This is a genomic window from Streptomyces sp. NPDC002104 (assembly GCF_053593795.1).
On sequence record NZ_JBSFDF010000019.1, the window covers coordinates 116,043 to 129,694 of the forward strand.

A 13,652-nucleotide genomic window follows, 5' to 3' on the forward strand; every position below is an offset into this window, starting at 1 on the left:
GCGTCACCACCTGAGCTGATTGACTGCCGTCATGAGTGACGTGAGCGACGTGTTCATCAAGATCTGCGGGCTGCGGACCGCGCGGGACGTCGAGGCGGCCGTGGCGGCCGGGGCCGATGCGGTGGGATTCGTGTTCGCGCCCGGCAGCCCGCGTACGGTCGACGCGGCCACCGCGCGGGTGCTGGCCGCGGGGGTGCCGGACGGGGTGCTCACCGTGGGGGTGTTCCGGGGGCAGTCGGTCGCGGAGGTGCGGCGCTTCGCGGAGGAGAGCGGTGTACGGGGCGTGCAGCTGCATGGCGAGGAGGGCCCGGAGGACTTCGCGGCGCTGCGTGCCGAGGGCCGCACCCTGCTGCGCGCGACGGCGCTGCCCGTGGCGCGCTGCGGGGAGTACGGGGAGGACCTGCTGCTCCTCGACGCCCCGGACCCCGGCTCCGGCAAGCCGTGGAACTGGGGCTCGGCGGAGTTCACCGCCCCGGCGGGGCGGTGGCTGCTGGCGGGTGGGCTGACGCCGGGCAATGTGGGGGAGGCGCTTGCGGTGACGGGGGCGTGGGGTGTGGACGTCTCCAGTGGGGTGGAGAGCGAGCGGGGGGTGAAGTCCCCGGACCTCATCCGGGCGTTCGTTGCGGCGGCGCGGGGCTGAGTGCGGGGCGCTGGGCTCTGGGTTGGCTGCGGGTGGGGGCCGGTGCCGGGGGCGGGGTGGGGTGTCGGCCTGGACTGCATGATTTAGGCGCCCTGCCCCCTACTTTCGAGAGTTGTGGCTTTCCTTTGCGCCACAAATCACGCTCTACGTCCCGGCCAACACCCCACCCCGCCCCCGTCCCCGGCCCGGCACGCCGCAGCCTCCGGCCCCGGGGGTTTTGAGTACCGGCCGGGGTGTGTCTTTTCAGCCGTCCGGCGTTTGAGGACCGGGGTCTGGGGCGGAGCCCCAGGTCTTTGGGGGTCCGGGCAGTGCCCGGGGAACGGTGGAAGGGTGGGTAGGGGACTTCGCCCCGCAGGGCCCACCCGGCCGGCCGTCAGGACAGGGAGTCGATCCAGCGCTCCAGGCGCCGGCCCTCGGAGGCCATCAGCTCCGGATCGCGGAAGGTGTTCGTGAGCAGGGAGATGCCCTGGTACGAGGCGATCAGCGCGACCGCGAGCTCACGCGCGTCCGCGGCGCGGCCCATCGCGAGGAACTGCCGCTCGGCCCAGTCCAGCAGCACCCGCATGACGTCGGCGAGCGTCCGGTCGAGGCCGTCGTCGCGCTTGTCGAGCTCGGAGGCGAGCGAGCCGGTGGGGCAGCCGTAGCGGGCGGTGAGGTCGCGCTGTTCGACCCAGCCGGAGACGAGGGCCTTCAGCCGGTCCTGGGGGGTGGGCAGTGCGTCCAGGGCGGCGATCAGGCCGGCCAGGTGCTGCGCGTGGGCGTCGATGGCCGCTTCGACGAGCTGGTCCTTGGTCTTGAAGTAGTAGTAGACGTTGCCGAGCGGGACGTCGGCCGCGCGCGCGATGTCGGCGATCGTCGTCTTCTCCATGCCCTGCTCGTGCAGGACCTGCGCCGCGGCCGCGGCGAGGCGTTCGCGCTTGCCGCCGCGCTTGGCCCGGGGTCGGGCTGGAACGGGTTCCCGGGCCGCTTCGGCACCATCTGAGTAAGTCACCTGACTAAGTGTAGACGGGCGCCGCCCGGGCGGGCTATGGTCGTCCCGTGAGTGAGTCAGTCGACTAACTCACTTCGCGTCATTTCACGGGTGGGAGTCCTCATGTTCGTCATCACGGGTGCGACCGGAAACGTCGGCAGCGAGCTGGTACGGATCCTCGCGGGGGCGGGGGAACAGGTCACCGCCGTCTCCCGCCGGGCGCCGGAGGCCGCTCTGCCCGAGGGGGTCCGGCACCACCGGGCCGACCTCGGCGAGCCGGGGAGCCTGCGGCCCGCGCTCGCCGGGGCGGCGGGCGGGGCCCTGTTCCTGCTGGTCGCCGGCGAGGATCCGCGGGCGGTCCTCGATCTGGCCGCGGAGGCCGGCGTGCGCAGGGTCGTGCTGCTGTCCTCGCAGGGGGTCGGGACCCGGCCCGAGCAGTACGGGCATCCGGCCGCCTTCGAGGAGGCCGTGCGCCGGTCGGGCCTGGAGTGGACGGTGCTGCGCTCGGGCGGGCTCGACTCCAACGCGTTCGCCTGGGCCGAGTCGATCCGTACGCACCGCACGGCGGCCGCGCCCTTCGGGGACGTCGGGCTGCCGACGGTCGACCCGGCCGACGTGGCCGAGGTCGCGGCGGTCGTCCTGCGGGGCTCCGGGCACGCGGGCCGCACGTATGACCTGACCGGCCCGGCCCTGGTCACCCCGCGCGAGCGGGCCGGGGCGATCGCCGCGGCGATCGGGGAGCCGGTGCGGTTCGTGGAGCAGAGCCCCGAGGAGGCGCGGGCGCAGATGCTGACCTTCATGCCGGAACCGGCGGTGACAGGCACCCTCGCCATCCTGGGCGCCCCGGTCGAGGCCGAACGGACCGTCAGCCCGGCCGTCGAGGAGATCCTCGGCCGCCCCCCGCGCCCCTTCACCGCCTGGGCGGCCCGCACGGCACCGGCCTTCGGCTGACGGACCGACCGCCCCCGCCTCCCGGAGGAGTCCCACCCATGCCCGTACAGCCCGTACTCGACTCGACGATCCATTACCGGGAGGCCGGTGCGCGGGCCGGTGTGCCGGTGGTGTTCCTGCATGGCAACCCGACCTCCTCCCATCTGTGGAGGGAGGTTCTGTCCGCTCTCGGTGGCGCGCCGGCCCGGTTGCTCGCCCCCGATCTGATCGGGATGGGGGAGTCGGGGAAGCCCGCCGTCGGCTACACCTTCGACGATCACGCCCGGTATCTCGACGCCTGGTTCGACGCGCTCGGCCTGGACGACGCGGTGCTCGTCGGGCACGACTGGGGCGGTGCGCTCGCCTTCGACCGGGCCGCCCGGTATCCGGAGCGGGTGCGCGGGATCGCGTTCACCGAGACCATCGTCAAGGCGATGAGCTGGGAGGAGTTCCCCGAGGGCGGCCGCGAGTTGTTCCGGGCGATCAAGACCCCGGGGGTCGGGGAGGCCATGCTCCTCGACGCGAACGGGTTCGTCGAGGGGCTGTCGGGCAGTGGCGTGCGCCCGATGGATCCGCGGGACCTGGACGTGTACCGGGCCCCGTACCCGACGCGGGAGAGCCGGCGTCCGCCGTTGCAGTGGGCCCGGTCGATGCCGCTGGGCGGGGAACCCGCCGAGGTGGTGGCGCGCGTGGCGGCGTACGGGGAGTGGCTCGCGGGGAGCCCCGCGACACCCAAGCTGCTGCTGACCTTCGCCCCGTGGCCCGGGGCGATGACCGGGCCGGAGGCCGTCGAGTGGTGCGCGGCGCACATCGCCGGCCTGGAACTCGCCCGGCACGACGACGTGCCCGCCGGGCACCACACCCCCGAGGACCATCCGCTGCTGGTCGCGGCGGCGGTGGCGGACTGGGCGGAGCGCCACCGGCTGTGGTGGTGAGGGGGGAGGGGCGAAGGGCGTGCGGCGGGGGTCTTCGGACCCTTGGGTGGCGGACGTAGGTCCCTGTCGGTGGGCCTTCCGCCCCGGGGAGACTTCGCAGCATGGACACTCTGGATTCGGTGATCGTCAGCGTCAACGATCATCTCTGGACCTACCTGCTGATTCCGCTGGTGGTCGGTGCGGGCCTGTACTTCACGGTCCGCTCCCGGGGTGTGCAGCTGCGCCTGCTTCCCGAGATGTTCCGGGTGGTGAAGGAGAAGACCCCGCCGCGCGCCGACGGCCGCAAGCAGGTCTCGTCCTTCGGTGCCTTCACGATCTCGGCTGCCGCGCGCGTCGGTACCGGCAACATCGCCGGTGTCGCCGCCGCCATCACCCTGGGCGGCGCGGGCGCCGTCTTCTGGATGTGGATGATGGCGCTGATCGGCGCGGCCTCCGCCTTCGTGGAATCGGCCCTCGCCCAGCTCTACAAGGTGCGCAACGCCAGTGGCGCCTACCGGGGCGGTCCGGCGTACTACATGCAGCGGGCGCTCGGTAAACGCTGGCTCGGGGTGCTCTTCGCGGTGACGATCACGGTGACGTTCGGCTTCGTCTTCAACGCCGTGCAGGCCAACACCATCACCGCCGTGGCTTCGGGTTCCCTCGCCGACGCGGACGGGGCGAACTGGTTCGGCCCCTCGCTCGGCGTGCTGCTGGCCGCCCTGCTGGGGCTGGCCGTCTTCGGCGGGGTCAAGCGGATCGCGTCCGTCACTACGGTGCTGGTCCCGCTGATGGCGGTCGTCTACCTGCTGCTCGGCGCGGCGGTGGTGCTCCTCAACATCACCGAGTTCCCCCGGGTCATCGCCGACATCGTCGGCGGCGCCTTCGGCTTCCGCGAGCTGGCGGCCGGCGGTGTCGGTGCGGCCATCCAGCAGGGCATCCGGCGCGGCATGTTCTCCAACGAGGCGGGCCTGGGCTCCGCCCCGAACGCGGGTGCGGCCGCCGAGGTCTCGCACCCGGTCAAGCAGGGCCTCGTACAGTCCCTCGGCGTCTTCTTCGACACGCTGCTGGTGTGCACGATGACGGCCTTCATCGTGCTCGTCACCAACCCGGAGCTGTCGGGCCGCCAGGGTGCGGACCTGACGCAGTCGGCGCTCAGCGACACGCTGGGCGGGTGGGCCGGCCACCTCCTGACCGTGGTCGTCTTCATGCTCGCCTTCAGCAGCATGATCGGGAACTACTACTACGGCGAGACCAACATCCAGTTCATCACCCGCAAGCGGTGGGTCCTGCCCGGGTACCGGGTGCTCGTCCTGTCGGCGGTCGTCCTGGGCTCGCTCGGCTCGGTGTCGGTCGTCTGGAACCTGGCGGACGTGTTCATGGGCCTCATGGCGCTGGTCAACCTGGCCGCGATCATCCCGCTGTCGGCCATTGCCTTCCGCCTCCTGGACGACTACCTCGCCCAGCGCCGGGCGGGCCTGGAGCCGGTCTTCACCCGCGACCGCATGCCGGACCTGAAGGGGGTCCAGTGCTGGGACCCGGTCCGCACGGTGGTCCCGTCGGCGCAGGCCCCGGAACGGGTGTAGCGGGGGCCTGCACCACTCGTTCGTGGGACGCTGAACGAAGCGGCCGCATGCCGTGAACCCGTCTGTCTACGCTCGCTGGCATATGCCACAGGAGAGGGGACCCGCGATGACCGCAGCCATGGTCGAGCCCGACCGGAATGCCGACGGCCCCACGTGGGAGTACCTGCTGCAGAGCTGGCGTGACCTGGACGTGCCGGAGGGTTGGCGCGCCGAGATCGACGGAGGACAGATCGCCTTGGTGCCACCGCCCCACCGCCACCACAACGGAATCGCGGCCAAGGTGCAGCGCGCCTTGTACGGGATCCTGCCGCCCGAGTGGGAGGTGTATCAAACCCTCGGCATCCACATCTCCGCGCTCGACAAGCTCTACGTGCCGGATCTCGTGGTCGCCCCCGCCGCCTTGGTCGACGACGTGGCAGCCGAGGTCTCCGACCCCGTCGATGCGGCCGAGGCGCTGCTCGTCGTGGAGATCACCTCCAAGAGCAACGCCGAGGACGACCGGAAGAAGAAGCTCTGGGCCTACGCCCACGCCCCCGTCCCGGTGTACCTCCTCGTCGACCGCTTCGACGAGCACGGCCCGACGGCGACCCTGTTCACCGAACCGCAGAACGGCGCCTACAAGCACGCCGTCCGGGTCGCCTTCGGCGACGAGCTGCGGCTCCCCGCGCCCTTCGCGGTGGCGGTGGACACGGGGAGCTTCCCGCACTGAACCGGTGGTCCGTGGCGGTCAGCCGAGGCGGTCCGGGATCGGGGCCAGGGCGTAGTTGGCCCAGACGTAGGAGTCCATCTGGTGCTGGTCGCCGGAGAGGTTCGTGACCCGGTCGACCTTGCCGTCGGCGTCGAAGTGCCAGACCAGCGCCCACAGGGTGTCGACCCTGCCGACGCCCCCGGTGGTCCAGCCGCGGTGGACGTCCACCACGTACTCCTCGTTGGCCTCCAGGAAGAGCGGGTCGGCCTGGAACCCGGCCTTGCCGAGCTGGGTGAAGAAGGCCGCGACCTCCTCGACGCCCCGCTTGGTGCCCGACAGCGGGTGGTGGCCGGGGATGGTCCACTCGATCCCCTCCGCGAGCACCTCCCGCATGCCGTCGAGGTCGTAGGCCGCGTAGGCCGTGAAGAACCTGTTGATCGCTTCGACCTTGGTGCTCTTGTCGCTCATGCGGTGCGGATCCGTTCCTTCTCGCCGTGGCCGGGTGCCGTTCCTCGTGCTGCGCGACATCGACATTAGGGGCGGAAGGGCCGATTCAGGAGCGGGTTCCAGCTTCCGGCGCTGGGGCTATGCGGCCGGTCCCGAGACGGCGACCGGGCCGTCCTCCTCGACCGAGGTCACGACCGCCGTCGACCGCAGCGCTTCGACCTGGTCCGGGGAGAGGCGGGCGCTGAAGCCGTTCAGGGCGTGGCGGTAGACGTGGACCGGGGTGATCCCGTAGGCGTCCGCGACGGCCGCCGGGTCGAGGCCGCGGTGCACGGTGACGATGTACGTCGGCCACTCGGCCGGGGCCGTACGGGACGCGGGGGCTGCGGCGGAGAGGGTGGCGGCGTGCGCCGGAAGGGCGGCGGCCGCGGTGGCCAGGGCGAGGGCGGCGAGGGCGGTCGGCAGGGTCCAGCTCGTACGAGTACGCATGACGGCGAGGCCACCAGGTGGGGCCGGTCCGGTCAACGACCCCGGGCGGCGCGGCGGCCCCGGGCGGTGGTGAACCGCCCCGGCCGCGCGTGCGCCCCTCCCCGGATGCGCGCGCGGTGCCTTCCGTACGGGTGAACCTGGCGGCCCGCTCCGGACCCGCGTGAGGTGGTCGCGCGGGTCGGGAGGGCACCGGACGGAATCCTTTCTTCGGCCGGTACGAGGATCAGCCCGGGGCGGCCAGCGGCGCGGCCGGACGGCGGGAGGGCCGTCAAGGCCCGCGGCCGGCCCGCCGATGAAAGGGAGGGTCGTACTCCGGGACGGGTGCCGCATGGGTGTTCCCGTCGCGCGGAGGCGGCTCCCGCACGCCCCATGCCCCATGCCCCTCCTGGCCCTCCTGGCCCTCCACCCTCCACCTCCACCTCCACCCCTTGGGAGTTCCCTCGATGTCCATGCGCCCGCTCGCCCGCGCCGCCACCGCCGCCCTGCTCACCGTCGCCCCGGTGGCCGCCGGCACCGCGTCCGCCGCCGCGCCCGAGCCCACTCCGGTGCCGCTGACCGTCTCGGCCAACGCCATCCCCGGCCAGTACATCGTGACGCTGGAGCCGGGTTACGACCCGGCCAAGGTGGCGGAGCGGCTGAACCTCAAGCCGAGGTTCCTCTACACCCGGGCCATGAACGGCTTCGCCGTCCCCATGACCGCGCTCCAGCTGCAGCTCGCCCGCGTCGCCCTGGGCGTGAAGTCGGTGGAGGCGGACGCGAAGGTCTCGGCCCCCTCGGGGGTGACGACGGCGGCCACCGCCCTGCGCGGGCCGTCCGCCTCCTGGGGCCTGGACCGGATCGACCAGCGGAACCTGCCGCTGGACAACACCTTCACCACCCAGGGCAACGGCGCCGGGGTGACCGCGTACGTCCTCGACACGGGCATCGACTACCAGCACGAGGAGTTCGGCGGCCGGGCGGCCTTCGGCTTCGACGCGATCAAGGACGGCCGCGACGGCCTGGACTGCAACGGCCACGGCACGCACGTCGCGGGCACGGTCGCCGGCAAGACGTACGGGGTGGCGCGCAAGGCGAACGTGGTCAGCGTCCGGGTCCTGAACTGCGAGGGCGCGGGCGACTACTCCGGGATCATCGCGGGCCTGGACTGGGTGGCCAAGAACGGCAAGCAGCCCGCCGTCCTCAACGGCTCCCTGGGCGGCGACAAGTCCGCGGCGGTGAACGCGGCGGCCGACGCCGTGGCGGACGCCGGCATCCTGACGGTCTTCGCGGCGGGCAACTCCTCGAAGGACGCGTGTGGCGTCTCGCCCGCGTCGGCGGGCAAGGCGTTCACCGTCGCGGCGAGCAACCAGTGGGACGAGGAGACCAGCTTCTCCAACTACGGGGAATGCGTGAGCCTGTACGCGCCCGGTGAGGGGATCGTCTCCGCGAAGCTGGGCGGCGGCAGCAGGTCCGAGGACGGTACGTCCATGGCGGCGCCGCACGTCACCGGCGTGGCCGTCCTCTACAAGCAGGCCAACCCGGCCGCGACGCCGCAGGACATCGTGGAGTACCTGGACGACGAGTCCACGAAGGACGTCCTGAAGAGCATCAGTAAGGCCTCCCCGAATAAGCTGCTGTTCACCAACGGCCTCTGACCACGGCCGACCCGGCCGCGCGGCGCTCACGCGGGGGCGCGGTTCCAGCGCATCCGCGACCACGGCAGGGCCAGCTCGCTCCGGTCCGTCACCTCGCGCGGGGCGAGGGACGCGATCGGGGCGGCCTCGCGGTGCCGGGCGTAGACGGTGTCCACGTAGCGGTGGCCGGTGTCGGGGGCGATGAACAGGACCGTGCGGCGGGGTGAGCGCTCGCGTTCGTGGCGCGCCGCGAGGTAGCCGGCACCGGTCGACAGACCGGCGAAGACCGCGTGCCGGCGCAGCAGGTCGACGCTGCCGGCGAGGGCGGCCTCGAAGGAGACCCAGTGCAGGGTGTCGTACAGCGCGTGGGAGACGTTCCCGAAGGGGATGGAGCTGCCGATCCCGGCGATGATCATCTCGGTGTCGGTGACGTGTTCGGAGCCGAAGGTGACGCTGCCGTACGGCTGGACGCCGACGAGTTCGATGTCGTCGGCGGCGCGGGAGCCCTCGCGCAGGTAGCGGGCCAGGGCGCCGGTGGAGGCGCCCGAGCCGACGCCGCCGACGACGGTGAGGCCGTCCGCCGTGCCGGTGGCCTCCCGGATCCGGTCGGCGATCGCGCGGTAGCCGAGGTAGTGCACGTCGTCGTGGTACTGGCGCATCCAGTGGTACTCGGGGTGGGCGGCGAGGATCTCCTGGATCCGCTCGACACGGCGCTTCTGGTCGAGCTTCAGATCGCTGCACGGCTCCATCTGCTCCAGGGTGGCCCCGAGGACGGCCAGTTGGGTGCGCAGCGTGTGGTCCACCGTGGCCGAGCCGACGATGTGGCAGCGCAGGCCGTACCGGTGGCAGGTCAGGGCGAGGGCGTACGCGTAGATCCCGCTGGAGCTGTCCAGCAGGGTGTCCCCTCGGCGTACGACGCCGGTGTCGAGCAGGTGGCGCACCGCCGCGAGGGCGGAGACCACCTTCATCGTTTCAAAGCGCAGGCAGACGAGCCGGTCGTCGAGGCGTATCAGGTCCGGCCGGCCGATCGACTCCGCGATGTGCTGGTCCATGCCGGGCCGGTCCGTGCTGGGCTGGTTCATGGTGGGCGTTCTCCTTCGCAGGGGTGGTGCCGGTCGTGAAGGTGCGGGTGGCGGGGATGCCGTGGGCGGCCAGGGCGCGCAGGCAGGCGCGGACGCGGCGGCGCAGCCCGGGGGCGGCCGGGTCGAAGAGCACGCCGGCCACCGCGCCGCTGTGCGCGATCTGCACACCGACGGCCCCGGTCCGGTGGGCGAGGGTGGCCAGCGCGTCGAACTCCGGGTGGCACAGGACCCGTTGGCCGCGCCGCGCGCTGGCGGTGGCGACCGCGCCGAGCAGCTCCGCGCTGCCGGTGGCGACGGCCCGGCGCAGCAGGGCGCGCAGCCGCTCGTAGGCCCGTACGTCGTGCTCGTCCAGGCCGGCGGCCGGCAGGGACAGGGTGTCGACGGGCGCGCCCCCGCCGAGGGTGCAGCCCACGACGACCAGCGGCGGCAGGGCCGGGCCGAGCACCTCCAGGACCCGGCCCTCCCGCTGGGCGAACAGCACCGGGCGGCGGCCGCCGAGCATCAGGGGATCGGAGGCCAGTTCGGCGCGTACGGCGAGCGCGGCGATCGCCGGGGGGTCCAGCCGCACCCCGTACGAGTCCGCGACCGCGCGCACGGCGGCGATCACGTCGCTGCTGGAGCTGCCCATCCCCAAGCCCACCGGGATCTCGCCGCTGAGCCTCAACTCCCCGCCACAGGGCGGCCGGCCGGTGCGCCGCGCGCATTCCGCGGCGGCGAGGGCCGCGGCCCGCGCGGCCTTCGTGCGGTCGGCGGGTACGACGCTCAGCGCCCCGGGCGGCGTGCCGGGACGGCGGACGAACGCGGCGCTGCTGCCGGGGCCCGCCATGGGCAGGGTGACCAGTCCGGCGCACCGGCGCCCGGTGGCGTCGAGGAAGACGCCCTGGAGGATCTCGCCGTGGTGGCACGGTGCGTGCCCGGCCCCGGACAGAGCCGGGCGTGCGGCGCCGGGGGTCACGCGCCGCCCGCCGTCCGGTACCGGTACAGGATCGTCTCCTCGGCGCTGAACTGGGAGAAGGGGAAGGGCTCCGCGGACAGGGCGGTCACCCCGGAGCCGAGGAAGGCGCGGGCCACGGCGCTGCCGGTCTGCGCGTAGACGACCAGCGGGATGCCCCGGGAGCGGCAGCGCTCCAGGACGGTGTCGAAGGTGCCGTTGCTCAGGGTCATTCCGGTGGCGACGACGGCCTGCGCGCGCTCCAGCACCTCGTGCATGTCGTCGGTGACGGGGTCGCCCCACTGGGTGGCCCTGAGGTTGAGGTCGCACGGCAGCGGCCGGCCGCCGCGCGCGCGGATCGCCGCCACGAGCGGGTTGACCACGCCGATGAGGACGACCTCGGCGCCCTCCTCGATGTCCAGCAGCCCGGCGATGGCCGCGTCGCGGGCCTCGGCGCGGACTTCAGGGGTGCCGGCGGGCAGGGTGACGGGCTCGGCGTCGCCCTCGCCGGCCGCGACGCGGTGCGGGCGGATCTCGGAGAGGTAGGCGTCGAGGGCGGCGATCCGCAGGGGGCGGGGGGCCTCGCGCAGGAGGACGTCGAGCGGGGTGCCGGAGGAGTCGCGGCAGACGGCCGGGTCGATCTCACCGGCCTCGAAGGCGCAGCCGCCGAAGGATCCGCCGAGGCGGACCAGGACGTACTGGTTGAGGTAGGTGGTGTCGCCGCCGGCCAGCCGGGTGCCGTGGTGGATCCAGAACACGCTGGTGGCGACGAGGGAGGAGGGCAGCGGGCCGTGCTCGCCGGCCAGGACGGCCTCGGCGAGCGCGTCGACGGAAGCCGCGGGGGCAGTGGCCGCGGCGGTCGTGGCCGTGGGGGTGGTGGCCGTGGGGGTGGTGGGCGGGGTCATGAGGTTTCCCTTCACAGAGCGGGCTGGGTGGTCGGTGCCGCGGCGCGCAGCGGTCCGCGGTAGGCGACCTGCGGGTGTCCGAGGGCATCGGTGGTGAGTTCGGCGTCCACCTCGAAGACCTCGGCGAGCAGCCGCGGCGTCAGGACGGCGGCGGGCGGGCCGGAGGCGGTCAGGCGGCCGTGGTGCAGGAGCAGCAGCCGGTCGCAGTAGCGGGCGGCGAGGGACAGGTCGTGCAGGGCGACCAGGACCGTCTGGCCGGTGCCGGCCAGCAGCTCCATCAGTTCCAGCTGGTGTTTCACGTCGAGGTGGTTGGTCGGCTCGTCGAGCAGGAGCGCGGACGGCTGCTGGGCCAGCGCGCGGGCGAGGTGGGTGCGCTGCCGCTCGCCGCCCGACAGCGCCTTCCAGGGGCGGCCGGCGAGGGCGGTGAGTCCTACGCGTTCCAGCGCGGCGGCGACGATCGCCCGGTCGGTGGCGCCGGGCCCGTGCCAGCGGTCGCGGAACGGGGTGCGTCCCAGTCCCACGATGTCGGCGACCGGCAGATCGCTGTCCGCGCCCGCGTCCTGCGCGACGAAGGCCACGCGCCGGGCGATCCGGCGCGCGCTCCAGCCGCGTACGGACTCCCCCTCGTACCGGACCGCGCCCGCGTCCGGGGTCCGCAGTCCGGCCAGGCAGCGCAGCAGCGAGGATTTGCCCGAGCCGTTGGGGCCGAGCAGCCCGACGGTCTCGCCGGGGGCGATGTCGGCGCTGATCTCGCGGACGACGGGCGTGCCCGCCACCGACCAGCTGACGCCTTCGGCGGTGATCCTCACAGCTCCCCCCGCTTGCGCAGGACCAGCAGGAAGATCGGTACGCCCAGCAGTGCGGTGATCACGCCGACGGGCACCTCGCGGGGGCCGAAGGCGACCCGTGCCAGCGCGTCCGTCCACACCAGGAACACCGCGCCCGCCAGGGCCGCGTACGGCAGCAGCACCCGGTGCAGCGGGCCGACGAGGAACCGCACCCCGTGGGGGACGATCAGCCCGACGAAGCCGATGGCGCCGACGGTGGCCACCGCCACCGCGGTCAGCACGGCGGTGACCACGAGCAGCAGCATCCGCGTGTGCCGTACCTCGATGCCCAGCGAGGCGGCGGTGTCGGTGCCGAAGGCGAGCCCGTCGAGGGCGTTCGAGCAGAGCCAGGCCGCCGCGATCCCCAGCGGGGTGACGACCGCGCAGACCGCGACCGTGTTCCAGCGGGCGGGCGCCATCGAGCCGAGGAGCCAGTGGGTGACGGCCCGGGTGGTGTCCGCGTCCGCGGAGGCCATCAGCACGAGCGAGGTCAGCGCGGTGAAGAGCTGCCCGATGACCACGCCGGTGAGGACGATCCGTACGGAGTCCAGCCCGGTGCGCCGCAGGAGCAGCAGGAGCAGCCCGAAGGAGAGCAGCGCGCCGGCGAGTGCTCCGCCGGTGACGCCGAGCGTGCTCGCGCCGATCCCGAGGACGACCACGGTGACGGCTCCCGCGGAGGCGCCCGAGGAGACGCCGAGCAGGTAGGGGTCGGCGAGGGCGTTACGGGTCACGGCCTGGAGCACCGCTCCGCACACGGCGAGCGAGGCGCCGACGAGGGCGGCCATCAGCACGCGCGGCAGCCGCAGGTCCCAGACGAGCGAGTCCAGCAGCGGGGGCAACGGCTCGACGCGCAGGCCGAGCCGGCCGCCGAGGACGCGGGCGACCCCGGTCCAGCCCACGTCGGCGGCGCCGATGCGCAGGGCCGCCGCGACGGAGGCCGCCAGGACGGCTGCGGCGAGGAGGAAGCGGCCCGCACCGGCCGCGGCGGACGCGGCGGACGCGGCGGACGCGGCGGACCGGCGGGGGGCCGGGCACGGCCCCCCGGGGGCGACCCGCTCCGCGGTCAGCGGGTCAGCGGACATACCCGAGGTCCTTCATCCCGGCCGCGAGCAGTCCCAGCGCGTGCACGGAGCGCACGGAGGGGTCCAGTTCGATGCCGGGCACTTCGAGGATCCTGGCGTCGCGGACCGCGGGCAGGTGGGAAACGACCGGGTGCCGGGCCATGGTGGCGCGCTTCTCGGCGGCGCTGTCGCCGGGCCGGCCGCGCTCGGACAGGTCGCCGATCACGATGAAGTCGGGTGCTCGCTGGGCGACTTCCTCCCAGGAGACCTCCGGCCAGTCCTCGTCGATGTCGTCGAAGGCGTTCTTCGCGCCGACGATCCGGCTCATCTCGCTGGGCAGGCCGGACTTGCCCGCCACGTAGGGCATGCCGTTGAAGACGGAGTAGAGGAAGACCACGGTGGGCCGTTCGGCGCCTCCGGGTCCCCCGGGGACCTTGGCCGCGTTCTCCCCGGCCCGGGCGACGGCGGCGCGCTGGCCGGCGGCCAGCGCAGCGGCCCGCTCCTGGTTCGCCGGTACGTACGAGTCCCCGGGCGACCTGCAGCAGTCGGCCGACGGCCGCCTGTACAAGGAGTCC

Annotated in this window: 15 protein-coding genes; 6 read left to right on the forward strand and 9 right to left on the reverse strand. The window is 73.6% G+C overall.

Annotated features, from left to right (window positions below):
• Positions 1-31 precede the first annotated feature (31 nt).
• Positions 32-640 (forward strand): phosphoribosylanthranilate isomerase, encoded by a 609-nt coding sequence (locus ACWCP2_RS18575; protein ID WP_450909647.1) that lies wholly within the window; start codon positions 32-34, stop codon positions 638-640.
• 373 nt (positions 641-1,013) lie between these two features.
• On the opposite strand, the gene ACWCP2_RS18580 is transcribed toward ACWCP2_RS18575, so the two are convergent.
• Positions 1,014-1,631: a TetR/AcrR family transcriptional regulator gene (locus ACWCP2_RS18580; RefSeq protein ID WP_450909648.1), complete on the reverse strand. Its 618-nt coding sequence runs from the start codon at positions 1,629-1,631 to the stop codon at positions 1,014-1,016.
• Between the two features lie 102 nt (positions 1,632-1,733).
• On the opposite strand from ACWCP2_RS18580, the gene ACWCP2_RS18585 reads away from it, so the two are divergent.
• From ACWCP2_RS18585 to ACWCP2_RS18600, 4 genes are all read left to right on the forward strand, one after another.
• Positions 1,734-2,561 (forward strand): SDR family oxidoreductase, encoded by an 828-nt coding sequence (locus ACWCP2_RS18585; protein WP_450909649.1) that lies wholly within the window; start codon positions 1,734-1,736, stop codon positions 2,559-2,561.
• A gap of 38 nt (positions 2,562-2,599) precedes the next feature.
• On the forward strand, positions 2,600-3,475 hold the full coding sequence (locus ACWCP2_RS18590; RefSeq protein ID WP_450909650.1) for a haloalkane dehalogenase: 876 nt from the start codon (positions 2,600-2,602) through the stop codon (positions 3,473-3,475).
• Between the two features lie 101 nt (positions 3,476-3,576).
• Complete coding sequence (locus tag ACWCP2_RS18595; RefSeq protein WP_450909651.1) at positions 3,577-5,037, forward strand: alanine/glycine:cation symporter family protein; 1,461 nt, start codon at positions 3,577-3,579, stop codon at positions 5,035-5,037.
• A 106-nt stretch (positions 5,038-5,143) separates the two neighbouring features.
• Positions 5,144-5,746, forward strand: a complete 603-nt coding sequence (locus ACWCP2_RS18600) for a Uma2 family endonuclease (protein WP_450909652.1) — start codon at positions 5,144-5,146, stop codon at positions 5,744-5,746.
• A gap of 18 nt (positions 5,747-5,764) precedes the next feature.
• On the opposite strand, the gene ACWCP2_RS18605 is transcribed toward ACWCP2_RS18600, so the two are convergent.
• Both ACWCP2_RS18605 and ACWCP2_RS18610 read right to left on the reverse strand, forming a co-directional pair.
• Positions 5,765-6,193, reverse strand: a complete 429-nt coding sequence (locus ACWCP2_RS18605) for a nuclear transport factor 2 family protein (protein WP_450909653.1) — start codon at positions 6,191-6,193, stop codon at positions 5,765-5,767.
• Positions 6,194-6,310: 117 nt separating this feature from the next.
• The gene (locus ACWCP2_RS18610) at positions 6,311-6,658 is read right to left on the reverse strand and encodes a protease inhibitor I9 family protein (RefSeq protein ID WP_450909654.1); all 348 of its coding nucleotides are present in this window, start codon (positions 6,656-6,658) and stop codon (positions 6,311-6,313) included.
• Positions 6,659-7,107: 449 nt separating this feature from the next.
• Between ACWCP2_RS18610 and ACWCP2_RS18615 the strand changes: the two genes are divergently transcribed.
• On the forward strand, positions 7,108-8,292 hold the full coding sequence (locus ACWCP2_RS18615; RefSeq protein ID WP_450909664.1) for a S8 family peptidase: 1,185 nt from the start codon (positions 7,108-7,110) through the stop codon (positions 8,290-8,292).
• A gap of 26 nt (positions 8,293-8,318) precedes the next feature.
• On the opposite strand, the gene ACWCP2_RS18620 is transcribed toward ACWCP2_RS18615, so the two are convergent.
• From ACWCP2_RS18620 to ACWCP2_RS18645, 6 genes are read right to left on the reverse strand one after another with little or no spacing between them, the layout of a single operon-like run.
• Entirely contained in the window at positions 8,319-9,323 is a 1,005-nt protein-coding gene (locus ACWCP2_RS18620) for a pyridoxal-phosphate dependent enzyme (protein ID WP_450909665.1), read from the reverse strand.
• Positions 9,244-10,308, reverse strand: a complete 1,065-nt coding sequence (locus ACWCP2_RS18625) for a GHMP family kinase ATP-binding protein (protein WP_450909655.1) — start codon at positions 10,306-10,308, stop codon at positions 9,244-9,246. Before ACWCP2_RS18625 ends, ACWCP2_RS18620 begins: the two co-directional genes overlap by 80 nt.
• On the reverse strand, positions 10,305-11,189 hold the full coding sequence (locus ACWCP2_RS18630) for a Rossmann-like domain-containing protein (RefSeq protein WP_450909656.1): 885 nt from the start codon (positions 11,187-11,189) through the stop codon (positions 10,305-10,307). The genes ACWCP2_RS18625 and ACWCP2_RS18630 overlap by 4 nt, the downstream gene beginning before the upstream one ends.
• A gap of 11 nt (positions 11,190-11,200) precedes the next feature.
• On the reverse strand, positions 11,201-11,998 hold the full coding sequence (locus tag ACWCP2_RS18635) for an ABC transporter ATP-binding protein (RefSeq protein WP_450909657.1): 798 nt from the start codon (positions 11,996-11,998) through the stop codon (positions 11,201-11,203).
• Entirely contained in the window at positions 11,995-13,098 is a 1,104-nt protein-coding gene (locus tag ACWCP2_RS18640; RefSeq protein WP_450909658.1) for a FecCD family ABC transporter permease, read from the reverse strand. Before ACWCP2_RS18640 ends, ACWCP2_RS18635 begins: the two co-directional genes overlap by 4 nt.
• Positions 13,088-13,564, reverse strand: coding sequence for an ABC transporter substrate-binding protein (locus ACWCP2_RS18645; RefSeq protein ID WP_450909666.1), 477 nt, complete (start codon positions 13,562-13,564; stop codon positions 13,088-13,090). Before ACWCP2_RS18645 ends, ACWCP2_RS18640 begins: the two co-directional genes overlap by 11 nt.
• Positions 13,565-13,652 lie beyond the last annotated feature (88 nt).